The organism is Nonomuraea sp. NPDC049624 (assembly GCF_040675255.1).
In the GTDB taxonomy this organism is placed as follows: domain Bacteria; phylum Actinomycetota; class Actinomycetes; order Streptosporangiales; family Streptosporangiaceae; genus Nonomuraea.
This window is the reverse complement of record NZ_JBFAOR010000005.1, coordinates 283,649-303,244: the sequence shown is the minus strand read 5'-3', so window position 1 is coordinate 303,244 and position 19,596 is coordinate 283,649. Positions and strand designations below refer to the sequence as shown.

General features: G+C 73.5%; 14 protein-coding genes. 10 read left to right on the top strand and 4 right to left on the bottom strand.

The genetic code is table 11. The features are described 5' to 3' along the window. The first annotated feature begins 236 nt into the window (after positions 1 to 236). From AB0J76_RS22250 to AB0J76_RS22240, 3 genes are all read left to right on the top strand, one after another. A complete protein-coding gene (locus tag AB0J76_RS22250; RefSeq protein ID WP_352327671.1) occupies positions 237 to 1,133 on the top strand; it encodes a hypothetical protein in 897 nt (298 codons plus the stop codon). Positions 1,134 to 1,304: 171 nt separating this feature from the next. Further along, entirely contained in the window at positions 1,305 to 2,144 is an 840-nt protein-coding gene (locus tag AB0J76_RS22245) for a hypothetical protein (protein ID WP_352327670.1), read from the top strand. Continuing rightward, positions 2,141 to 3,124 (top strand): hypothetical protein, encoded by a 984-nt coding sequence (locus AB0J76_RS22240; protein ID WP_352327669.1) that lies wholly within the window; start codon positions 2,141 to 2,143, stop codon positions 3,122 to 3,124. The genes AB0J76_RS22245 and AB0J76_RS22240 overlap by 4 nt, the downstream gene beginning before the upstream one ends. A gap of 18 nt (positions 3,125 to 3,142) precedes the next feature. Here AB0J76_RS22240 and AB0J76_RS22235 read toward each other — a convergent pair whose 3' ends face one another. Beyond that, the gene (locus AB0J76_RS22235; RefSeq protein ID WP_364390299.1) at positions 3,143 to 7,702 is read right to left on the bottom strand and encodes a CHAT domain-containing protein; all 4,560 of its coding nucleotides are present in this window, start codon (positions 7,700 to 7,702) and stop codon (positions 3,143 to 3,145) included. Between the two features lie 68 nt (positions 7,703 to 7,770). Between AB0J76_RS22235 and AB0J76_RS22230 the strand changes: the two genes are divergently transcribed. The 6 genes from AB0J76_RS22230 to AB0J76_RS22205 are packed head-to-tail and all read left to right on the top strand — an operon-like array spanning position 7,771 to position 11,663. Further along, positions 7,771 to 8,118: a hypothetical protein gene (locus AB0J76_RS22230; protein WP_352327667.1), complete on the top strand. Its 348-nt coding sequence runs from the start codon at positions 7,771 to 7,773 to the stop codon at positions 8,116 to 8,118. Beyond that, positions 8,115 to 8,888: a hypothetical protein gene (locus tag AB0J76_RS22225; RefSeq protein WP_352327666.1), complete on the top strand. Its 774-nt coding sequence runs from the start codon at positions 8,115 to 8,117 to the stop codon at positions 8,886 to 8,888. The genes AB0J76_RS22230 and AB0J76_RS22225 overlap by 4 nt, the downstream gene beginning before the upstream one ends. 49 nt (positions 8,889 to 8,937) lie before the next feature. After that, the gene (locus AB0J76_RS22220) at positions 8,938 to 9,462 is read left to right on the top strand and encodes an aldo/keto reductase (RefSeq protein WP_352327665.1); all 525 of its coding nucleotides are present in this window, start codon (positions 8,938 to 8,940) and stop codon (positions 9,460 to 9,462) included. Then, positions 9,462 to 10,061, top strand: coding sequence for a TetR family transcriptional regulator (locus AB0J76_RS22215; RefSeq protein ID WP_352327664.1), 600 nt, complete (start codon positions 9,462 to 9,464; stop codon positions 10,059 to 10,061). Before AB0J76_RS22220 ends, AB0J76_RS22215 begins: the two co-directional genes overlap by 1 nt. A 59-nt stretch (positions 10,062 to 10,120) precedes the next feature. Continuing rightward, the gene (locus tag AB0J76_RS22210; protein WP_364390296.1) at positions 10,121 to 10,915 is read left to right on the top strand and encodes a zinc-binding dehydrogenase; all 795 of its coding nucleotides are present in this window, start codon (positions 10,121 to 10,123) and stop codon (positions 10,913 to 10,915) included. After that, on the top strand, positions 10,848 to 11,663 hold the full coding sequence (locus tag AB0J76_RS22205; RefSeq protein WP_364390294.1) for a LysR substrate-binding domain-containing protein: 816 nt from the start codon (positions 10,848 to 10,850) through the stop codon (positions 11,661 to 11,663). The genes AB0J76_RS22210 and AB0J76_RS22205 overlap by 68 nt, the downstream gene beginning before the upstream one ends. 10 nt (positions 11,664 to 11,673) lie before the next feature. On the opposite strand, the gene AB0J76_RS22200 is transcribed toward AB0J76_RS22205, so the two are convergent. Beyond that, a complete protein-coding gene (locus tag AB0J76_RS22200; protein ID WP_352325769.1) occupies positions 11,674 to 12,588 on the bottom strand; it encodes a hypothetical protein in 915 nt (304 codons plus the stop codon). Positions 12,589 to 12,943: 355 nt separating this feature from the next. Here AB0J76_RS22200 and AB0J76_RS22195 point away from each other — a divergent pair, with 355 nt between their 5' ends. Next, entirely contained in the window at positions 12,944 to 13,918 is a 975-nt protein-coding gene (locus AB0J76_RS22195) for a ferritin-like protein (RefSeq protein ID WP_352325770.1), read from the top strand. A 362-nt stretch (positions 13,919 to 14,280) separates the two neighbouring features. Here the strand turns inward: AB0J76_RS22195 and ligA are convergent, their stop codons facing one another. Further along, positions 14,281 to 16,356, bottom strand: coding sequence for an NAD-dependent DNA ligase LigA (gene ligA, locus AB0J76_RS22190; protein ID WP_352325771.1), 2,076 nt, complete (start codon positions 16,354 to 16,356; stop codon positions 14,281 to 14,283). A gap of 43 nt (positions 16,357 to 16,399) precedes the next feature. Then, the gene (locus AB0J76_RS22185) at positions 16,400 to 19,543 is read right to left on the bottom strand and encodes a BTAD domain-containing putative transcriptional regulator (protein ID WP_352325772.1); all 3,144 of its coding nucleotides are present in this window, start codon (positions 19,541 to 19,543) and stop codon (positions 16,400 to 16,402) included. Positions 19,544 to 19,596: the final 53 nt, after the last annotated feature.

Below are 19,596 nucleotides of genomic sequence, written 5' to 3'. Positions count from 1 at the left end.
TCCGGTCCGCTGTACGTCACTGATCATCCACCGTGGACGCCTACCGCGCCGCCCAGCTCGACGCCGTGCTGCCTGTGCTCCGACCACCGCGTGCTGGTCGGGACCGTCACCCTGTCCTGAGGCGCCGCTCCACCGCGGGGGCCTGCTGACAGGGGCCTGTCAAACAGCGGCCAGCCACCTTGTCGGGCAGGTCGCGCGGGCGCACAGTCAAGGCACATCACCGCCCAGGAGGATGGATGAACGGAAGACCTGCCCCCCATCGTCACGCCACGACCGCGGTAAGACGTCTCTTAGCCGCCGGTCTGGCCGTGTTCGCCGCCGCCTTCCTCGTCGCGACCCCCGCCGGGGCCCTGGCGCTGCCGACGGCCAAGGAGTTCGTGTCGAACCTCGACCTCGACTGCTTCAAGACCACGACGTACCAGCCGCCGGCCGTCGCGCTGACGCTGAAGCACATCAACCCGGTGCTCGCCAACCAGCCGCCCGTGCAGGTCACGCTCGGCCCGCGTGAGCAGCTCTGCGTGCCGGTGGCCAAGAACAACGTCATCCCGCCGTCTCCCGCGCTCGACTTCGTCAGGTTCGTCGACCTGTCCTGCTACCGGGTGAGCGGCCCGCAGATCAACCTGCCCCTGTCGCTGCGCCACCTCAACCCCGTCCTGCAGGGCCTGCCCGGCCTCAGCGTCACGCTGAGCTCGCCCCAGCAGCTGTGCGTGCCGGTCAGCAAGAACGGCGTCGTCCCGCCGCCGGACTTGCTGAACGTCATCTCGCACATCGACCTGCTGTGCTACGCGCACACGCCGAACCCGTCGATGAACAAGGCGTTGAACCTCACCCAGCTCAACCCCGTCCTGGTCAACCAGATCCCGCCCAGGACCGTGCAGGTGGCCGCCGCCCGCCAGCTCTGCGTCCCGGTGCAGAAGAGCGGCGACCAGATCCCGGCGGACGTGTTCGCCCTGGTCCGCTGGGTCGACCTGGAGAAGTTCGACGTCGTCAGCCCGGCGACCCCCATCGTGTCGCTGACGCTGAAGCACCTGAACCCGGTGCTGGCGAACCTGCCCGCCGAGGAGCTGAGGCTCACCGGCGCCGCGCAGCTCGCCGTGCCCGTTTCCAAGAACGGCGCGGTGCCGCCCTCCTGACGCACCCGGCCGGGCCGGCCCCACCGGCCCGGCCGCCTTCCGCCCTGCCTTCCGCCCTGCCCGCGCAGGACAAAGGATTCCCCAGCTTCGGGTCGTCCGAGAGTGGCGTCCCACTGCAAGCGGTATGACCTGTTTCCGATGAGTCGTGGAGCATTCGGGGGAACGGTGGGAATGTCCTGGCGGGCGGTGGTGACGCTGCTCATCGCCGTGGCGCTGACCGGCGGTTGTGGCGGCGGTGACGGCGGTCAGGACGGCTCCGGGGCGGGCGAGGCCGGGCCCGGCGCGCCCCAGCAGGCCCGGCCCGTCATCACGCCGGACGCCCCGATCGTCCCCGACGACGCCGGCGACCTGCCCGACCCCACCGCGCAGGTGGGAGTGGACTGCCAGCAGGTCCTCAACAACCGGGACTTCGCCGGACCGGCGGCGCAGAAGATCGACCAGGTGGCCGCCGACCCCGGCAGCTCCGACAGCGAGAAGGCGGTGGCCAACGCCTGCGGCGCGGTGATCAAGGCGAACAGCGGGAAATGGGACGAGTCGATCAAGCAGGCCCACACCGCGAACAGTCTCCGCGAGTCCGTTCCCCAGCAGATGCGCACGCAGTTGTTCGCCATGGTCGACCAGGCGGAACTGGAGAGCGCCGCCGCGCTGGGCGACAGTGACAGGGTCCGGCAGATCATCGCCCGCATCGAGCGGGAGGGTGGCCAGGTCCCGGACAAGTACCTCAGGAACGCGTGCGCGGTGGTGTCCGGCACGCAGACCCTTCCGGAGTGCGCGACGCTCACCGCCTCGCCCGGATCCTCGCAGCCTTCCTCCCAGCCCTCGTCCGGCACCTCGTCCGAGTCCACGTCCGGGCCGTCGGAGCCCGTCGGGCCTTCGGGCGAGCCGCCCTCCGAAGCCCCCGGCACCGAGCCGCCCGGCGAGCCTCCGGACACCGGCGGCGAGACCGGGCCGCCCGGCGGCAATCCCGAGCCGCCGCCGGAGGACACCGGCCCGGCGCCGGCCCCGTCGTGACCGCCCCGCCACCCGCCGCCGCACCCCCGGACGACGACGGCGGCACCGGCCAGGACGTGTCCCGCCTGTGGCGGATCCTCGCCCACGTCGTGACGCCGACCACCTTCATCGCCGCCATCATGGTGTACTTCGGGGCGGTCCGCACCAACACCATGTACGCCCGCCTCGGCGTGGACCAGAGCATGCTGGGCCTGTCCCTGCAGGACTACGCGCTGCGCAGCGTCACGCTGGCGGCAGAGCCGCTGATCCTCGTACTGGTGGCGGCCCTGGTCGCGCCCCCGGCGCACGCGTGGCTGACCCGGTCCGCCGAGCGGCATCCCGCCTTCGCCAAGTGGGCGGTCAGGGTCATGGCCGTCCTCGGGGCGGCCGGCGCCGCGCTGGGCATCGGGAGCCTGGCCGGATGGAGACTGATGCCGCCCTACGCCAGCCTGGGCGAATGGAGGTCGCTGCCGCCCTACGCGGGTGTGGCCGGATGGCGGCCGCTGCCGGCCTACGCCATGCCCCTCTGCCTGGGCCTCGGCGTCTTCCTGCTGGTCTACTGCTCCTCCCTGCGGCGACGGCTCGACCCGCGCCACGCGCCCGCCGCCACCGATCAGCTCGTCCGGCGCACGCTCTGCATGGCGCTCCTGCTGTTCCTGCTGCTGTGGGCGATCACCCTCTTCGCGCAGTCCCGTGGAGAGCGGGAGGCCAACCGGACGCTGGCCGGCATGCGCAGGCTGCCGAGCACGGTGGTCTACGCCGCCCGGCGCCTGAACCTGGAGGGGCCGGGCATCACCGAGACCGCCCTGCCCGACCCCGCCGCGATGTACCGCTTCCGCTACACCGGCCTGCGCCTGCTGATCAACTCCAACCAGCGGTACTTCCTCCTGCCCGCCTGCTACATGTCCGACCCGTCGGCGCGGGCGATCGCCCTGCCCGCCGACGACTCGCTGCGCCTGGAGTTCGGCTTGTTCAGGGTGCCCTCCGACTGCCCTCGCTGACCGGCCGCGGCTCGCGGGTCACACGCCGAGGTGCACGTACGGCGCCCAGAACATCGGGCTGCCGAAGCGGGCGGTGCCGCGCAGCCGGGTGACGGCCCGGTGCAGCGCCACCGCGGGCTCGGCGTCGCCCGCGGCGAGGACGGCGTACACGTCCGCGGCCACCTCGGCGGCCGAGGCGTCGTACATCGACCACAGGGTGCCGATCACGTTGCGGTAGCCCGCGAGCTGGAACGCCGCGGCCAGGTGGATGGCCTCGTCGGTGAGCGCGGCGTCGCCCTGCGCGGTCTCGCAGGCCGACAGGAAGGCCAGGTCGCCGCCGTCCACGCCGACGGTGGTCAGGTCGAGCACGGTCAGGTCGGCGTCGTGCAGCGCCAGGCGGCTGGCCGAGGGGTCGGCGTCGTCCTGGTCGCCGTGACAGGCGAAGTGGACCCGCCGGTAGGCGGGGATGGCCTCGAGCACCGCGCGCCGGGTGGCGGCCGAGTCCTCCATGACGACCGCTCGCGCGCCCAGCGCGTCGCGGATGGCCCGTACCTCGGCCGGGACCTGGGGCAGGTTCGCGTACTGCCGGTCCGGGCGCGAGGTGGCGGCCAGCGCGGCCACCAGGACCGGCGCGGAGGGCGGCGCCGGCGGCGTGGCCCTGGCGCGCAGCAGGGCCTGCAAGGTGGGGGTGTAGGAGGACACGACGTGGTCGCCCGCCCACGGGCCGCCGTCCCGGTGCCGTCCGGCGGCGTGCAACGGCAGGCCCGCCAGCGGCCCGGTGGGGCACCACCACAGCCGCGGCGGGTCGCCGTCCGCCGCCGCGGGCAGGCCGAGCTCGTGCAGCACCGGGCCGGTGACGGCGTCCCACAACCATTCCAGCGTGGTCAGCACGGTCTGGGCGGCGGAGATGCGCGCCGCCATGCCGCCGTGCGCCGCCGCGAGCGTGCGGCGGAACTCCCGGGCCCGCCCGGCGGCCTCCTCACGGCTCAGGCGCGGCAGCGGCAGCACCCGCAACCCGCCCGGCGTGAGCAGCAACGCGTCGCAGCGCCGCCGGTCCACGTTGACCAGGACGACGGGCCCGCGGTCGGCGGCCGCGCGCAGGGCCGCGAAGTCAGGGGGCCGCAGGAACGACGCGAAGCCCGGCAGCTCCCTGATCCGGTCGCACAGCTCGGTGAAGCGGGCCGTCGCCCGGCGCCGCAGGTCGGCTTCGAGCCGCCGGTCGGGACGTCCGATCGAGCCGAGCTCGTCCGGTTGCAGCGACCCGCCGGCCGACGGCCTGTCCAGGACGGCGCTCACCTCGTCGAACTCGGCGGCGAGCCCGGGATGACGGGCGCGCAGCTCGCTCCGGTCGCTCCTGGTCTGGAGCAGCTGGGCCCACAACACGCTGCGCCCCTGTTCGAGCAGCTGGACGGCGGCCCTTGGCGACGCCGCGACCAGCGCCGCGGCGGCCGCCTCGGTGGCCAGCCCCGCCGCCTGCCTGAGCTGGTACTCCTGCGAGCCCCGGTCGAGCCCGCGCCAGGCCGCGAGCGGCAGCAGCTCCTGCACGCACACCCGGTACTGCTCCAGGGCCTCGACCGGTTGGCCGTGGTGCAGGCTGTACCCGGCGTAGAGGCGGGTGTTCTCCAGCCGGGCCAGGGAGTCCTCCGAGGTGACGCCGGCGGAGAGGCGGAAGGCGGCCATGGCGCGGTCGCGGTCGCGGCGGCGGTGGCGGCGCTCGTACCTCTCGTTCAGGGCCAGGCCGAGCTGGGAGGCGCGGGCGGCCAGCAGGGGATCGTCGGGCGGGGTCGCCTCCACCGACGCCTCCAGGTGCCCGATCGCGGCGCGCAGGTCGCGCAGCCGGCCCGTACGCCAGAAGGTCAGCAGCCGGCCGTGGCCCACCACCTGCTGCTGACCGGCCCACGACGGGTCGTCCCTGGGCGTGGCGGCCAGCCCTTCCCGGCCCAGCCGGACGATCTCTGCCAGGTCGCCGGGGTCGTCGTCGTAGCGGCTGACGTACAGCAGCGACAGGCCCTTGGCCAGGACGGGCCGGTAGGCGTGGCCGGGCGGGAGCATCGCCAGGGCCTCGCGGCCGGCCGCGATCGCCTCGTCGAGGTCGCCGGGCCGGCCGCGCACGTCGGCGCGGCGGCGCAGCACGCCCGCCTTGTGGTACAACATCGGCGCCCGTTGCGTCAGGTCGGCGGTGGGAGCGGCCAGGGCCCCTTCGATCGTCTCGGCCGCCTCGTCGAGGTCGGCCATGTCGCCGCGGTGGTCGGCCCGCTTCCACAGGCCGCCGCTGAGCGCCTGGAGCGCGGGGCCCATGAGCGGCGAGCGCGGCGGCAGCGCGGCCACCGCGGAACGGGCGAGATCGACGGACCTGTCCAGATCGGCCACCTCGCCGAGCATCGTGTACCGCTGCGACAGCACGATGGCCAGCTGGGTCTGGCAGGGCGGCCGTTGCGGGTGGTCCTCGGGCAGCTCGCCGAGCGCCTGCGTGAGGATCAGCGCGGCCGACTCGACGTCGGCGCGGTCGCCGGTGCGCTGGCCGCGGCTGCGCCGCGCCTCGGCCAGGCTGAGCATGGCGTTCGCCCGGACGGATCCGCCCACCGGCAGTCGCAGCGCCTCCTCGCCCGCCGCGATCGCCGCGTCCAGGGCGGCCGCGGACCCGGTCGACTCGGCGCGCGCCGTGAGGGCCTGCGACAGCGCGGTCAGGGCGTAGGCCCGGTTGGGGTGCCCGTCCGGCAGCTCGGGCAGGGCCTGGCGCAGGGCGGAGATCGCCTCGTCGAGCGTGCCGGGGTCGGCGGCCAGCCGGGAGTTCTGGGCCAGGGCCCGGCCCAGCGCCAGTCGGGCGTTGAAGCGCCGCTCGCCGGGCGGCGCCGACCGTGCGGCCCGCCGGGCCAGGTCGAGGGCGGCGCCGGCTCCTGCGCCGGCGGAGTGGGCGGCGCCGTCCTGCAGCACGATGCTGAGCTCCGACTCGAACACGCTGCGGTACGGGTGGTTCGCGGGTGTCGCGTCGAGCGCCGCGCGGTAGGCGTCCACGGCCGCCTTCAGGTGGGCCGGATCGCCGTCCTGGCGGTGCAGGCGCGACATCGTCATGCCTCTGACGTGCTCGACGAGCCTGCGGTCGTCGTGGCCGGGCGGGATGAGCGGGTCCGCCTCCGCGACGAGGGCGAGCGCGTCGTCGAGGACGGCCCGCTCGCCGGTCAGGTCGTGGACGGCGCACCGGACGAGAGCGAGCTGCACCTTCACGTGGCCGGTGACCGGAAGGCCGGTCCGGGCCAGGTCGGCGAGCATGTCCGCGGAGCGGTCGAGGTCCCGGCGGTCGCCGCGCGCCGCGTAGCGGGCGTACAGGGCTCCGGTGAGGGTGAAGCGCAGCAGGTGGAGCCGGTCCTCGTCGTGGCCGGGCGCGGTCAGGGCCCGGTCGGCCTGGGCGATGGCCGCCTCCAGCTCCTCCGGATCGGCGGTGATCGCCCTCATCACCCTGGCCGTGGCCCGGCTCACCTCGTCCTGCAGGTCCTCGCCCGTGCCCAGGTCGGCCTGGTCGCCGGTGACGGAGAAGCGGGCGGTGTCCGTGGCCTGCAACTCCTCACGCAGTTCCTGGTCGCCGGGCCGGTCGTGCAGGAGGGCGCGGACGCGGGCGGCGAGGTCGTCCACGTCCTCCAGACGGGCGCCCTGGCCGATGCGGTTCCACAGCAGATTGCGCAGCACCTGGTCGGCGAACCGGTCGAGCGCGGACAGCCCCGGGCGCGGGTCGCCGAGCGCCCGGCGCAGGACGGTGATCGCGTCGTCCCGGTCGGCGGGCAGCCGGGTCACGCCGAACCGGGCGTACAGCATCAGGCCGTGCTGGAGCACGGCGAAGCGGCGGGCGGGCAGGTCGGCGGGCAGGCTGTCCGCCAGGGCGGCCCAGCCGGTGAGCAGCTCGTCGAGGTCCTCCGGGCGTTCCAGCAGGGCGAAGCGGTTGCCGAGGATCGTCAACCGGCCGATCTCGTACCGCCGGCGGTGCAGCCCCGTCGGAGGCAGGAGCGCGATCGCGGCGTCCATGGTCTCGATCGCCGTCCGGGCCAGCTCCGGGTCACCGGCCTCCGTCGCCCGCACGCTCAGCACCACCGACAGCCTGTTCAGGTCCGCCGCGCGGTCCAGGTCGGAGTCGTCGTCGGGACGGCCCAGGGCGATCGCCCGGCGGCACAGCTCCAGCGCGTCGGCGAGGTCGCCGGGCCCTCCCCCGCCCATCACGCGGCGTCTGGCGATGGCCAGTCCCAGCTTCGACAGCGCCGCGGCCGAGCCGGGGACGAGCTCGACCGCCTGCCGGTACCGGACGATCGCGGCGTCCACGTCGGCCGGGGCGGCGGTGAGGTCCCACTTCGCGACCAGCGCGTCGGCCGCGGCGATCAGACCCGCGAGTCGTTCCCGCAGGTCCGCGGGGGGACCCTCCAGGGCGGTCAGGCAGGCGGCGACGGCCCGGTCCAGGTCGTCCCGCGCGCCGGTGCGGCCGTGGCGCATCAGCAGCGCCCTGCCGTACGGCGTGCCGCCCTCCCGGGCGTACAGGCCGACCGCCTGGTCGAGGGCTTCGAGGTCGTCCTCGCGTTCGAAGCGGGCCAGCAGCTCGGCCGGGTCGGGTCCCATGTCCCCTCAGAGCGGCCGGCGGAATCGAGGGATACCGGAGAGTGCCGTCCGTCGTGGACGATGTGGGCATGACCGAGGACGAGGCGCGGGCGTACCTCTGCGCCGAACTTCCCGCCCTGCGGCGCGACGCCGCCGCCGGCGGCTGGACGGCGGCCCTGGCCGACGCGCTGACCGTGCTCGACGAGGGCGGCACGGCCCGCGACGTGCTGGCGCTGCTCGACCCCGCCCCGGCCGACGCCGACGAGGCCCGTGGAGACGCGCAGCCGTACCTGCTGTTCGGCGCGGCCGGGCCAGAGCTGCGCGGCGTGTACGTCTGCCCCGACGGCTGGTGCCCCCGCCGATCGGGCCGCGACGCCGCGAACCGGCCCCCCGTCTGCGACCTGCGCCGGCGGCCCATGCGCTTCACGGAGTCGTGACCGCGGTGCTCGACGGATTGCTCGCCGAGGTGGGCAAGAAGGCCACCGAACGCTGGTTGTCCCCGGCCTGGCCGCTCGGCCTGTGCTTCGCGGCGGCGGCCTGGTGCGCGCTCACCCTCGGCCATTCCGACGCCCTCGACCTGGGCCTGCTCGTCCGGCGCACCCGCGCCGACCTGACCCGGGCCGGCCTCGACCCGGTGGCGCTGGTGACCGTGGGGGTCGTCGCGGTGCTGGCCGCCGCCGGGGCGGCGGGCCTGGCCCGGCTGGCGGTGGGCGCGGTGGAGCGGTTGTGGCTGCTGGAGCGGCGCGGGCGCAGGCTGACCTGGCCGGGGCGGCGGCTCGCGCTGCTGGAGGAGCGGGTGCGGGCCGAGTACCACGGGCTGCGGGTCTCCCTGGTGTGGCCCCGGTTGTGGTCGCTGCTGGAGGAACACCAGCGGGTGCCCGTACGGGAGGCCCGCGCATCCCTCGACACCGCAGCGCTCACCGTGAGCTGGGGCCTGCTGTACGCGCTCCTCGGCTGTGCCTGGTGGCCGGGCGCCGTGGTCGCGGCGGGCCTGGTGACCGCCGGCTGGGCGGCCGCCCGGCGTCACGCGCACGCGTACGCGACCCTGGTGGAGAGCCTGGTGGACATCCGCCAGCGTGAGCTGGCCACGGCGCTGGGCGTGGACCTGCCGCACGGCGTGATCACGGCGGAGGAGGCGGGCCAGATCAACGCCCGGCTGCACAAGGGCGGCCCCGATCTTCCCTCCCGCCGCCGATCATCGAGGTAACGAGTTACAAGTTTTGACATCTGTTACCAACCCGCCTAGCGTCTCCCTTATGGAGCAGAGAACACTCGGCGCCGACGTCCGCGTGGGGGCGGTCGGGCTCGGTTGTGCGGGCATGTCCGGCGCGTACGGCCCCAGCGCCGACGAACAGGGCATCGGCGTCACCGCCTACGGGGTGCTCGCCCAAGGCATGCTGACCGGGACGTGGCGACCGTCGGCGGCCGACGCACGGCATCGCGGGCACCTGCCCCGCTTCGCCGCCGGCAACGTCGAGACCAACCTCGCGCTGGTGGAGCGGCTGCGGGAGATCGCCGCCTCCCGCGGCGTCACGGTCGCACAGCTCGCGATCGCGTGGGTGCTGGCGCAGGGGCGCGCGCACCGGGACGTCGTCGCGCTGGTCGGGGCCGGCCGGCCGCACCGCATCACCGAGGCGGTGGACGCCGCCGGCCTGCGCCTGACCGAGGACGACCTGGACACGATCGAGCAGGCCGTTCCCCGAGGGGCGGTCGCGGGCGAACGCTACGCCCCCGCCCTGCTCGCGCTGCTGGACAGCGAGCGAACGGGCGGCAGGCGCTGATGGCCGCCCGGACCCCGCTGGACGCGAACGCCGTCCTGGCGGCCACCGAGGAGATCCTGCGCCGCCACGGACCGGACAAGGCCACGGTCGTCGACGTCGCCCGGGCGCTCGGGGTCAGCCACGCCGCCGTCTACAAGCACTTCCCCTCCAAGCAGGCGCTGCGCGAGGCCGTGACCCGGCGCTGGCTCGACCGCAACCGCGACGCCCTCGCCGTCATCGCCGCCGACAGCGCGATCCCGCCGGCGCGGCGACTGCGTGCCTGGCTGCACGCCGTCCTGGCCGTGAGGCAGGCCAAGATCCGCGAGGACCCCGAGCTGTTCGCCGCCTATGGCATCCTCGCGGCCGCGCACAGCAGCGTCGCCACCGACCACGTCGCCGACCTCCTGGGCCAGCTGACGGCCATCATCGCGGACGGCGCCGCCGACGGCAGCCTCCGCACCGGCGACGCCGAGGCCACCGCCCGCGTGGTCTTCAACGCCACTGCCAAGTTCCACCACCTCGCCCACGCGGCCGAATGGCAGAACCCCGGCGTCGGCGCCGAACTCGACGAGGTGTGCAGCCTGCTGCTGGAGGGCCTCCGCGCCCCCGCGTCGCCGTAACCGAACCGGCCCTGCCCATCGCCACCCAGACGGCAACGAACAAGTGAGGACGAACGACCATGGTTCAAGCGATCGGCGTGAGGCGGCCAGGCGGACCGGACGCTCTGGGCGAGCTCGACCTGGCGGCCGAACCGATCGGTCCCGGCCGGGTCAGGATCCGGGTGAGCAGCGCCACGGTGAACCCGGCCGGCGCGACGGTCGCCGTCACCGGCGCGGCCGGCACCGTCGGCGGGTACTTCGTCCAGCTCGCCAAGCAGGCCGGGCTGGTCGTCGTCGCCGACGCCGCCCAGCGGGACGAGACCTTCGTCCGCGAGTGCGGAGCCGACGAGGTCGTGCCGCGGGACGACGACTTCGCCGCGACGGTCCGCCGCCACCACCCGGGCGGCGTCGACGGGCTCCTCGACGCCGCCGTGCTGGAGGCCGCCGTGCTCCCCGCCGTCAAGGACGGCGGCACCGTCGTCACCGTCCGCGGCTACCAGGGCGACGGGTCCGGCCGGGTCCGCGTCGCCCCGATCTTCGTCCGCGACTACGCCGAGGCCGCGGCCGAGCTCGACCGGCTCGCCGAACTCGCCGGCGAAGGGCGGCTCACCGTCACACGCAGGTGTGCACCTCACTCCGGAAAGCGCCGCCACCAGCCGTCGCCGCCGTCGAACCGTGACCGGGACGAACGGGCCTCATCAAGTTCAAGCCCCTTCGGTAGATCCATAGGGAAGGTTTCGATATACCGTCGCGCGTGTGGACTTACGCCGATTGCAGTATTTTGTGGTCGTCGCGGAAGAGGGAAACGTGGGCCGTGCCGCCCGCCGCCTGCTCATCTCCCAGCCGCCGCTGAGTCAGCGCATTCGCGAACTTGAGGCGGAGCTGGGATGCGCGCTGTTCGTCCGCACCACGCGCGGGATGATCCTCACCATGGCCGGCGAGGTGCTGCTCAGGGAGGCCCGGGGACTGCTCGCCGCCGCCGCGGGCGCGGTCGAGCGAGTACGGCAGGCGAACGGTGAGCCGGTACTGCGGATCGGCGTGCTGGGCCCGGCCGAGTCGGCCTTGTCGGCCGAGGCGGCCCGGAGCTTCACCCAGCGGTATCCGGCCTCGCGGGTCCAGCTTCGCCAGGGCAACGTGGCCGATCCCACGATCGGGCTGGGCCGCGGCGAGGTCGATGTGGCGATCACGTTCACGCCGTTCGACGAGACCGGGCTGGCGGTTCACGCGGTCCGGGCCGAGCCTGTGTACGTGGCGCTGCCCATGGACGACCCGCTGGCCGACCGGCCCTCACTCGACCGCGCCGAGCTGTACGGCCACCGGACCGTCCGGCTGCCCAGCGAGGCGGACCCCACCTGGGTGAAGTTCTGGCAGATTCCGGGCGACGGTCCGGTGGTGCGATCACTCGGCGAGGCGCTGCACGCGGTCCTGTGGCAGCAGGCCGCGATCTTCGTTCCCGAGCGGACGACGCGGACGAATCCCGTCCCGGGCGTGCGCTACGTCCCGCTGGCCGATCATCCCTCGACCCACCTCGTCCTGGCCAGGCGAAGCACCGATCACTCGCCCCTGGTGACCGGCTACATCGCCGCGAGCCTCGCCTGGCCCGAGAACTCAGAGTCCGCCTGACGGCTGACGGTCAGTCATCGATCAGAGAGATCCAGCCCGCGACACTCCAGGCCGCGGTCGAGGGGCTGTAGATGGCGAAGTCGGTCGCGCCGCCGATGGTCGTGTAGCCGCTCTTGCCCTTCCAGCTCACCCCGACGCCGGTGTCGGTGTTGTTGGCCCAGGCCCAGGGGTCGACCTGGCCCCGGCAGTTGTAGATGCTGCCGCCGACCGAGAAGCCGAAGATGCTGACGGAGATGGGCTGCTGCCGGCAGGGCTCGAAGAACTGCGTCCACTTGGGGTCCTGGTCGACGATCCAGTTGCCGGGCGGGACATAGGTCCACTGCCAGGTCTGCTTGATCTCCGTACCCTTCGCCTGGTCGCGGGCGCTGTGCCAGATCTGGCCGAGGACCCCCCAGTTCCCGGCTCCGTCGCTGTTGACCAGCCAGTAGCCGTACGAGGCGTAGACGTGGGCGTTGCCGAACGTGACGTCGGCGACCAGGTACCAGTCCGGGTTCCGGTCCACCGGGGTGCTCAGGGCGGCGGCGCCCCCGCTGGTCGCCGGATCCGGGAGGGACCCGGCGTACTTCAGCAGGTCGGACTTGCTGAGGTTCGGTCCGGTGATGGACAGCCCGACCGCTCGGCCGCCGGCGAGCTGTGCGGAAGGGTCCACACCGGGGACCTGGGGCGGCGCGTGGACGACCCGGACGGTGCTGCCGGGCAGCACTCCCTGAAGCCTGAGCTTCACGCCGGTGTTCGAGGTCCAGGTGATGGTCCGGACTCCGACGGCATCCGCCGTGCTGACGGACTCGGTGAAGGTCTCGCCCGCCTGATCGGAGACGATGGCGACCGGCTTGTCCCGACCGGACGGTGGCGACTGAGCCGCCGCCGGGCTCGTCGTCAGGGCCAGCGTCACGGCGACGGCGGCCAGGGTGCGTAACGACCTCATGGTTCTCCTCCTGGTGCCGGAGCGGGGTGACGAGGGGAGGTGCGGCTCCAGCCCCTCCAGAAAACGATTTCAGTAACCGCTCGTCCAAGACTTTTTTGGGATCACCAGGACAGTTCTCGATATGGCTCCCTTCCGGGTGACCGAGACCAGGTCGCGGTCAGCCCGGTCGTCGAGCCGTTCGACGTGGGTGCGCCGGTGCTCGCCGGCAGAACGCTTCCGCCACCCCTGTTCGAGTTTTCGGCAAAACAATGCTGACGCATGAGCCGGAATGAACCCGGGAAAAATGCCGGCTGTCTGAGAAAATGCGGACGCGGCGCCGGGATCGGCGAAAGTGCGCGGCCCCGGTGAACCGAGAGTGGCGTTGTGCGATGAGGCCGATGACGACGGGGATTTCCCCATGAAAACACTCAGGGAGTACGTCGAGGCGCGCATTCTCTCGCCGGACGACCTCAAAGGCGCTCTGGAACTCGCGATGCGGCTGGAGTTCGCCACGATCCCGCCGTATCTGTGCGCCGAGTGGTCGGTCACGAATGATCCGGACCACACCCGGACCGTGGTCCACCGAGTGGTGGTCCAGGAGATGCACCATTTCGCACTGGCGGGAAACCTGCTGACCGCGGTGGGCGGCACGCCGTCGATCGCGCACGCGGACTTCCTGCCCGTCTACCCGGCGAACGAGCTGCCCGGCGGCATCGCCCAGGAGCTACCGGTCGATCTCAAGCCACTGAACAAGGACCAGCTTGCGGTGTTCATGCAGATCGAGCATCCGGACTTTCCTCCGGTCGCCCTCCTGGACACAGCGCCCCCGCCGACGATCGGCGCCTTCTACGACACGATCATCGCGACGTTCCGGGAGACCGAGCCGGCGATCGACCAGGACGCCCTCGCGGTGGAGGTCCCCCTCGCGCCGCCGATCCAGACCGTCGACGACGCGATCGCGACGATCGACCGGATCAAGCGCGAAGGGGAAGGCGTTCCCGGCTCGCCCGACGTCCCCACCAGCGCGGGGACGAACCATGCGCACTACTACCTGTTCAAGGAGCTGTTCGTCCAGAAGCGGCTGGTCAAGGTCGACGGGGTGTGGAGCTTCAGTGGCGCGCCGATCACCCTGCCGGACGTGCAGGACTTCCTGCCCTCGACGGCGGAGCCGGAGCTGTCGCTGGAGTTCCGGCGCGTTCTGAGCGGCCTGCTGACCAGCCTGGAAGCCTGCTGGACGACGCCGGGCACCGAACCGGACCTGTCGGCGATGTTCGATCTGAGCTCAACGGGCCAGGACCTCATCGGACGGGGCATCCGCCCGGACTTCACCTGGCTGGACCCGTCGCAATAAACGCTCGCCCAGAGGCGGCACACAAACGCACCACTGCGAGAGAGATGTGTCCGGCATGCCGAATACGCCAGCCCTTGGCAGCCACCTCCGATGACGCAGCATTTCCGGGTTCGGTCCCGGCCTCGCGCTCAGCCATGACTCGACGGGCCCCCGGCAGCGCCTTCGCGAGCCGCGGTGGCCCGGCTGATCGCCATCGTGATCCGAATGCAGCCGCATTACTCCGGCTCAGGGGCATGCTGCAGCCCTCGCATTGCCGGGGTGCGAGGGCTGCTGCTTGTTCGTGTCAGGCGGAGAAGCTGCCGATGGGGGCGGTGTTGACGCCGTATAGCCAGCCGCTCGCCCCCACAGAACGGCCCCCGAAGCTACAGAAAAGAGCCGACGAGCTCGGCGAACTCCTCCGGCGGCACGATCCGCACCCCCAGGCTCTCGGCCTTGGCCCGCTTGGAACCGGCCTTCTCTCCGGCCACCAGCAGCGACGTCTTGGCCGAGACGCTGGAGGACGCCTTCCCGCCGGCCCGCTCGATCAGCTCGTTCATCTCGTTGCGGCTCAACGCCTCCAGCGTGCCGCTCATCGCGCCGGTCACCACGACCGACATCCCGGCCAGCGGCAGCCCGGACGCGTCGCCGGTCTCCGGGGAGCCGGGCTCGGCGGGGGGCGTCCAGCCCGGCTCGGCCATGTTCACGCCCGCCCGGACCAGCTTGTCGATCAGCGGCCCGACCTCGATCAGCTCGGCCACCACGACCGGTGCCTTCTCCGGGCCGATGCCCTCGACCGCCTGGATCGCCTCGGCGTCGGCGGCCCGGATGGCCTCCATCGAGCCGAAGTGGCGGGCGATGCGGCGGCTCATCGACCGGCCGGTGCCGCGGACGCCGAGCGCCGCGAACACCCGGCTGAGTGGCCGGCCCTTGGCCTGTTCGAAGGCGGCCAGCAGGTTGTCGGTGCTGGTCTCGCCCATGCGCTCCAGGCTGAGCAGCTGCTCGCGGGTCAGGAAGAACAGGTCGGCGAAGTCGGCGATCAGACCGGCGTCCAGCAGCTGCTTGATGCGGTTCTCGGCCAGGCCCTCGATGTCGAGCTGGTCGCGTCCGGCGGCGTAGACGATGGAGGCGATCGCCCGGCAGGCCCGCCCGCGCACGCACCGCCACCGTTCCTGCGAGCTGTCGATGGCGTCGCCGCAGGACGGGCAGACCTGCGGGATCGGGATCGGCTGCTCCTCACCGGTGCGCAGGTGCACCACCGGCGACTCCACGCGCGGGATCACGTCGCCCGCCTTGTAGACCACCACGCTGTCGCCGAGCATCAGGCCGCGCCGGGTGATGTCGGCGACGTTGTGCAGGGTGGCGTAGGTGACGACGCTGCCGTCGAGCTCGACCGGCTCCAGCACGGCGCGCGGGGCGATGATCCCGGTGCGGCCGGTGTTCCACTCCACCCCGACCAGCTTGGTGATCTTCTCGGTGGCGGGCAGCTTGTAGGCGGTCGCCCAGCGCGGCGCGCGCGAGCTGAACCCGGCCTCGGCCTGGTCGGCGGCCAGGTCGCACTTGATCACGATGCCGTCGATGCCGAACGGCAGCCCGGCGCGGGCCGCGGCGATCTCGCCGACGCGCTCCTGCACCCGCTCCAGCGTGTCGGTGACGATCCCGGCGACCGCGGTGGCGGCCGTGGTCTGCACGCCCTGCCCGGCCACCCACTCCATGACCTGGCTGTGCGGCAGCTCGCGCAGCCGAACCGCCAGCTCGGAGTCGTCGCCGGGTGCGGGCAGCGCGCCGTAGCCGAAGAACGTCAGCTCGCACACGTACGGCCGGTCCTGGGCGCGCAGCGTGCCGGCGGCGGCGCTGCGCGGGTTGGCGAACGTGGTGCCGTCGTGCGCCGAACGCTTGGCGCACGCCTCCTCGAACTGCGACGTCGTCATCATGACCTCGCCGCGCAGCTCCACCGTGACCGGTTCGGCCAGCCGCTCGGGCAGGCCGACGATGGTGCCAATGGCGTGCGAGACGTCCTCGCCCGCGGTGCCGTCGCCCCGGGTGACGAGCTGGGCCAGCCGGCCGCCGCGGTAGCGGGCCGAGATGGCCAGGCCGTCGAGCTTGGGCTCGACGCTCCACGCGGTGACCGGACGGCCCAGCCTGCGCTCGACCGAGGCGGCCCAGTCGGCGAGCTGCTCGGCGCCGAAGACGTTGTCCAGGCTGAGCATCGGCACGGTGTGCGGCACGTCCCCCACGATCGCGCCGCCCGCGACCTTGCCCGTCGGCGAGGTCGGCAGCACCTGCTCGGGATGGGCCTCCTCGTACGCCTGGATGCCGCGCACCAGCCGGTCGTAGGCGTCGTCGTCGAGGGTGGAGGTGCCGTCGGCGTAGTAGGCGGCGGAGGAGTCCACGGCGAGCTGCACGGCCTCGGCGTAGGCCGTGTCATCAGCGAGGACGGTGAAAGGGGGCGTCTCGGTCATGCCATAACAATGCCGTCCGCAACCGACAATTCCGAACCGTGGTTCAGCGGGCGAGGGTGAGCTCGGCCAGCTCCCGGAAATCGCGGCGGCGGCCGTCGAGGTCCGCCGCGGCGAACGCGGTCTCGCCGAGGCGCTCGCGCGCCTGATCGGCGATGCGGGCGGCGTCCGGCAGCGAGCGGTCCGGCGTGCCGCGCACCGCCTCGCTGGCCGCGATCAGCCGCACGGCCTGCTCGTCCTGGCCCTCGCGCAGCGCGACGTCGGCGATCCCGACCAGCGCCTCGGCGATGGTCGGCGGGAACATGTTCTCCACGGCCGCGTCGAACGCCCTGCGCCGGTACGCCCGGGCCTGCTCGACGTCGTCGGCGAGGTAGCCGTACAGGTCCATGATCGTGGAGCGGACCGAGCCGACCATCTCATCGTTGGACAGCACCGCCTGAACGGTGGCCAGGTGCTCGCGCGCCTGGTCCGCCTCGCCGCGCCAGCGCGCCAGCTTCGCCTGCCCCAGCGCCAGCTCGGCGAGGGAGTCCGGCCAGACGATCCCGTCGGCGTGCCGCTGGGCCTCGGCCATGGCCGCGGCGCTGGCCCGCTCGTCGCCGAGCAGCCAGTGCAGCTGAGCCAGCCGGGCCCACACGCCCACGACGTCCTCGGTCGCGCCCACCTCGGTCTGCGCCACGGCGCCCTCTTCGTAGTACTCGCAGGCACGGGCGAACTCGCCGCGCATGGCGAGCCGATCGGCCAGGAAGGTCAGCGCCAGGGAGATGCCCATGCGGTCGCCCAGCGCGCGGAACTCGGCGAGGGCGGTCTCGGCGTCGAGATCGACGTCGGTCTCGTCGCCGCCGAGCGTGAGCCGGAACCGGCCGCCGGCCAGCCTGCCCTGCGCCCGCACCCAGGGGTCGGCGTCGGCGATCAGCGGCTCGAACGCGGGCAGGAACGCCGCCGGGCCCTGCAGCGTGCGCTCCAGCAGCGCGGCGAACCCGAGCAGCGGCTTGCGGGACCCGCTGCTGCGGGCCAGCCGGTGCGCCTCCTGGATCCATTCGCGGGCCTGGAACTGGTCGCCGCCCACGCCGGACGTCACGAACATGGTCACCATGAGGTACGCCATCGCCCGCACCTCGTCGGGCACCTCGCCCTCCAGCCCGGACGCGGCGATGCTCAGCTCGGCGCCCTCGGCCCGGTGGCCGCTGAGGAACCAGTAGTAGCCGGCCGCCCCGGCCAGCCGCATCGCCTCGTACGCCCACCCCTCGGCGATCGCCCCGCGCAGGGCCGTGATGATGTTGTCGTGCTCGGCGTCGAGCACGGCCAGCCACTCCAGCTGCTCGGCCCGCCGCAGGTGCGGGTCGGCGGTCTCGGCCAGCTCGGTGAAGTGGGCCAGGTGCGCCCGCCGCGCCGCCTCGGACTCCCCGGCCTCGGCCAGCCGCTGGGCCGCGTACTCCCTGATGGTGTTGAGCATGCGGTAGCGCGGGGCGCCCTCGTCGTCGGCCAGCAGCAGCGACTTCTCGGTCAGCGCGGTCAGCACGTCGAAGACCAGCTCACCGGCGGACGCCTCGTCGCCGCACACGCGTTCGGCCGCCTCCAGGCTCGCCCCGCCGGAGAACACCGACAACCGGCGCAGCACGCCGCGCTCGGCCTCGCTCAGCAGGTCCCAGCTCCAGTCGACGACCGCGCGCAGCGTCCGGTGCCGGGCGAGCGCCGTACGGCTGCCGCTGGTCAGCAGGCGGAACCGGTCGTCGAGACGGCGGGCGAGCTGGTCGACCGACATCGTGCGCAGCCGGGCCGCGGCCAGCTCGATCGCCAGCGGGTTGCCGTCGAGCGCCCGGCAGATCCGCGCCATGGCCGCGAGGGTGGGGGCGTCGGAGCCGATGTCCTTGCGCACCAGGTCCGCGCGGTCGCGCAGCAGCCGCACCGCGGGCGAGGACCCGCTCTCGGCCGGCGAGGAGCCCTCGGCGGGCAGCGTGAGCGGCTCGACCTGCCACAACACCTCGCCGGTGATGCCGAGCGGCTCGCGGCTCGTGGCCAGCACGCGCAGGCCGCGGCACTCGCCCAGGAGCCGGTCCGCGAACGCCGCGGCGGCCTCGATGACGTGCTCGCAGTTGTCCAGGATGAGCAGGATGGAGCGGTCGCGGATGGCGGTGATGAGCCGGTCCATCGGGTCGCCGCCGCGTCCGCCGCCGAGCATGCCCTGGTCGCGCAGGCCGATCGTGGTCAGGGCGGCCTGCGCCAGCTCGCCGCCGGCCCGGACCGGGGCCAGCTCGACCAGCCAGGCGCCGTCGGGCAGCTCGGGGAGCATCGTGCGGGCGGTCTCGGTGGCCAGCCGCGTCTTGCCGGAGCCGCCCGCGCCCGTCAGGGTGACCAGGCGGTACCTGGTGGCCAGGTCGGCGACCGCGGAGACGTCGTCCTGCCGGCCGACGAAGCTCGTCAGCTCGGCGCGCAGGTTGGTCCTGCGGTTGTCCGTCCGCTCCCCCACCTCGCCGCGCAGCAGCGCGGTGTGCAGCTCCGACAGCTCGGCCGACGGGTCGGCGCCCAGCTCGTCGGCCAGCCGCTCGCGGGTGCGCTGGTAGAGGGCCAGCGCCTCGTTCCCGCGGCCCGCCTCGGCCAGCGCCCGCATCAGCGCCGCCACGAACCCCTCGCGCAGCGGGTACGCCGCCACCAGCCCGGTCAGCTCGGTGACCAGCTCCGCGCCCCGGCCGAGCCGCAGGTCGGCGTCGATGCGGTCGCCGAGCGCGGCGACGTGGAGGTCGTCGAGCCGGGTGACCACGGCGTCGAAGGTGTCGCTGTCCTGCATCGCGATGTCGGCCATGGGGGCGCCGCGCCACAGCTCCAGGGCGCTGCGCAGCAGGTCGGCGCGGGCGGCGGGCGCGGCGGCGCGGGCCTGGACGATCAGCTGCTCGAAGCGGCACACGTCCACGGCCTCGCGCGGCACGGCCAGCCGGTAGCCGCCGGCCTCGGCCTCGATCACGCCGTCGGGCAGCACCCTGCGCAGCCTGGACACCAGCGCCTGCAGGGCGTTGACCTCGTCGGCGGGCGGCCGCTCCCCCCAGATCCAGTCGATCAGCCGCGCGCGCGTGACGATCCGGCCGGGCTCCAGGGCGAGGGCGGCCAGCAGCGCGCGCAGCCGGACACCGGGAACCTCGACCACGGCCCCTTGGGCGTTCCGGACCTCGAAGGGCCCCAGCAATCCGACTCGCACACCGCAATTGTGCCGGAACCAGGACAACGCCCGGCCCATCCCCGCCCGTCCGC